Origin of the sequence: Mesorhizobium sp. M7A.F.Ca.ET.027.03.2.1, from assembly GCF_003999175.1 — a bacterium.
Classification (GTDB): Bacteria; Pseudomonadota; Alphaproteobacteria; order Rhizobiales; family Rhizobiaceae; genus Mesorhizobium.
In genome coordinates, this window is the sequence record NZ_RZOM01000725.1 from 1 (window position 1) to 3,223 (window position 3,223).

General features: G+C 63.9%; 3 protein-coding genes. All 3 read right to left on the bottom strand.

What is annotated here, in order from left to right; translation table 11 throughout:
* Positions 1–118: 118 nt before the first annotated feature.
* Positions 119–976: a carbohydrate ABC transporter permease gene (locus EN750_RS25665; RefSeq protein WP_127398214.1), complete on the bottom strand. Its 858-nt coding sequence runs from the start codon at positions 974–976 to the stop codon at positions 119–121.
* Complete coding sequence (locus EN750_RS25670) at positions 976–1,899, bottom strand: sugar ABC transporter permease (protein ID WP_127321089.1); 924 nt, start codon at positions 1,897–1,899, stop codon at positions 976–978. Before EN750_RS25670 ends, EN750_RS25665 begins: the two co-directional genes overlap by 1 nt.
* A gap of 171 nt (positions 1,900–2,070) precedes the next feature.
* On the bottom strand, positions 2,071–3,223 hold a 1,153-nt coding region (locus EN750_RS25675; RefSeq protein ID WP_145967910.1), incomplete at its 5' end, for a sugar ABC transporter substrate-binding protein.

Sequence of the window (3,223 nt, forward strand, 5' to 3'; positions counted from 1 at the left end):
CCCCAGAAGCCGTGCACGTCGACCTGCGGCACCGGCAGCGGGCGGAAGACGAGCTTTGGTCTCTTTTCCAGTTTTGCCGCTTGGGAGGATGGCGATGCGGTCATGAATTTACTCCATTCTATTTGACGGCCCCGGCCATCAGGCCGCGGATGTAGAAGCGCTGCAGCGCCAGGAAGAGGATGAGGCACGGCACCATCATCACGGTGACGCCCGCCTGCACCGCGCCCCAGTCGATGGCGCCGAAGCGGCCCGACTGCAGTGCGGTCATCATCACCGGCAGCGTGAACTTGGACTGGTCGGTCATCAGCACGAGGGCGGCGAGGAATTCGTTCCAGGCGCCGAGGAAGGCAAACAGGGCGATGGTGACCACGCCCGGCCAGACCAGCGGCAGCATCACTTTCAAAAGCATGGTGAGATTGCTGGCGCCGTCCATGCGAGCGGCCTCCTCGATCTCGCGCGGCACGGCGTCGAAGGCGTTGCGCATCATGAAGATCGAGAACGGCAGTTGCAGCGTCACATAGACGCCGACCAGGCCGGTCAGGGTGTTGTGCAGGCCAAGCTTGGTCAGCACCAGGAAGATCGGCGTCAGGATCGACTGGAACGGGATCATGATCGTCGACAGGATGAGGATAAAGAACAGGTCCTTGAACGGAAACCGAAACCGCGAAAAGCCGTAGCCGGCCAGCACGCTGACGGCGACCGACAGCACGACCGTCATCAGCGAGACATAGATGCTGTTTTGCGCAGAGGCCCACAGCCCGTCGCCGAAGCTGTTGAGCGTGGCATAGTTCTCCAGCGAGAACCCCGACGTCGGCCAGGGCGGCAGCGGCGGCAGGCGTGCTTCGGCCGCCGGCTTGAACGCCGACAGCACCGCCCAAACAATCGGCGCGGCGAACAGCACCGAGGCGACGATGCCGGTAGAATGCTCTGCGACGCGGCTCAGGAGCCGGCGGCTACGGGAGGCTGCCTGCGCCATCAGTCGAGACCCTCCGGCTTGCGCAACAACCATAGCTGGACGAGGCTGAGCGCCACCAGGATGACCAGCAGCACCATGGAAAGTGCCGCGCCATAGCCGAGCTTGAACGACACGAAGGACTGGTTGAAGATCCAGTAGACCGCCGTCAGCGTCTGGTTGCGCGGGCCGCCGCGCAGGATGATGTAGAATTGGTCGAAGGCGAGGATCGAGCCGGCGACCGACAGGATCAGCGCCAGCGCCAGCGTGCGGCGCATCAGCGGCAGGGTGATCGCCCTGAACCTGGCGAAAGGCCCGGCACCGTCGATGACGGCCGCCTCCTGCAGGTCCTGCGGGATCGATTGCAGGCCGGCCATCAGGATGATCATGGTGAAACCGGCGACCTTCCAGACGACCATGGCGATGATCGACCAGAAGGCCGGCTGGAAGGTGGCCAGAAGGTTGAACTTCCTGTCGATCAGTCCGAGGTCGTAAGCGGCCGGGCTGAACAGGCCGGAATCGACATTCAGCAACCACGACCAGAGCAGGCTGGCCGAGGCGAAACCGACAACCGCCGGCATGAAGAACATGGTGCGGTAGAGATTGGTCAGCGGCCGCGGCCGTTCGACGAACAGCGCCAGCGGAAAGGCCACCACGAAGATCGCGATGGTGACGATCACCGTGTAGAAGGCGGTGAAGCGCAGCGCGTTCCAGAACCTGGTGTCGCGCAGGATGGCGACGTAATTGCCGAGGCCGATAAAGCTGTGCTCGCCCATCAGCGGCCAGTTGTGCAGCGACATCCACGCCGTCATGCCGAGCGGGATCAGGAAAAAGACGACGACCAGCGCGACAGCCGGCGCGACATAGAGCAGGCCGATCCATTGTTGGCGGCTGGCGACCCTGCGGGCGCGGGGCGGGGCAGGGGTTGCTGCGGTGATGACGGTCATGGCTGTTCCCTTGGCGCTGCGTCCCCTCCCCTTGAGGGGAGGGTCCGGCCGTGGGCCGGGGGTGGGGTCCTCTGCGGAGCGCGCCGACATCAAGAAACGTCGAGCACTGCGGTGGCGACCCCACCCGGACCTGCGGTCCGACCTCCCCTCAAGGGGGAGGTGAGGTTGGGGCTATTTCTGCGGCGCCTGGTCGATGATCGACTGCATCGTCTCTTGTGCGTTGGCTATGGCGCCGTCGACATCGTCGCCGAAGAAGACCTCGTTGATCATCTGCGTCCACGGCCCGTTGGCGGAGTTGATCAGGTCGTTGAACACCACCGAATAGGGTGTCTTGCCCTTGGTCATGGCCTCGGCGGCGACCTGGTAGCGCGGATCGAGATCCTTCAGCGCCTCCTTGGCGATGTCGCCGCGCACCGGCAGGCTGCCGTATTTGGCAAGGATGGTCTGGCCTTCAAGCGAATAGGCGAAGTCGAGGAACTCCTTCACCACGGGCAGTTTCGTGGTGCCCTTGGTGACGACGAAATTGTCGCCGCCGGCAAAGGACGACCAGCCGCTGTCCTTGCCCGGCAGGAAGGTGACGCCGTAGTCGATATCGGGATACTGGGTGTTGAGCGCGCCGATGGCGAAGGCGCCGGACGGCGAGATGCCGATATTGCCGGCGGCAAATGCCGCAAAGAAGTTCGCGCCGGTATCGGTCTGCGCGCCCGCCGGCACCAGGTCCTTCTTGACCATCGAGCGGTAGAGATCGATGGCGCCGCGCAGTTGCGGGCTGTCCAGCGTCGCCTTCGAGCCGTCTTCGCTCAGGATGTCGCCGCCCGACGCCCAGATCAGGGGTGTGAAGGTGAAGATGTTGCAGCCGCCGCAATTGCCGGAGAAGTAGAAGCCCTTGATGTTGCCGCCGAGCGCGTTGACCTTCTCGGCATCGGCCGCGATCTCGGCCCAGTTGGCTGGTCCTTTTTCGGGGTCGAGGCCGGCCTGCTTGAACAGCTTCTTGTTCCAGATCAGCACCGAGGCGTCGGCGGAGAAGGGCAGGCCATAGATGTGATCCTTGTAGGTGCCGGTCTTCACATGCGCCGGCGACAGGCTGGCAAAATAGGGCAGGGACTTTGCCCAGTCGGTAATGTCCTCCAATTGGCCGGCTGCGGCGAAGGAGGGCGTGTAGATCAAGTCGAGCGACAGCGCGTCGGGCGCCGTGCCGCCGGCGGCCGCGGCGCCGTATTTTGGGATGATCTCGGCATTGGGAATGATGTCGAGTTTGACCTGGTTGGTGTGCGCCTTGTTGTAGGCATCGACGATCCTCGGCATGAAATTCGAGCCGTCGGGG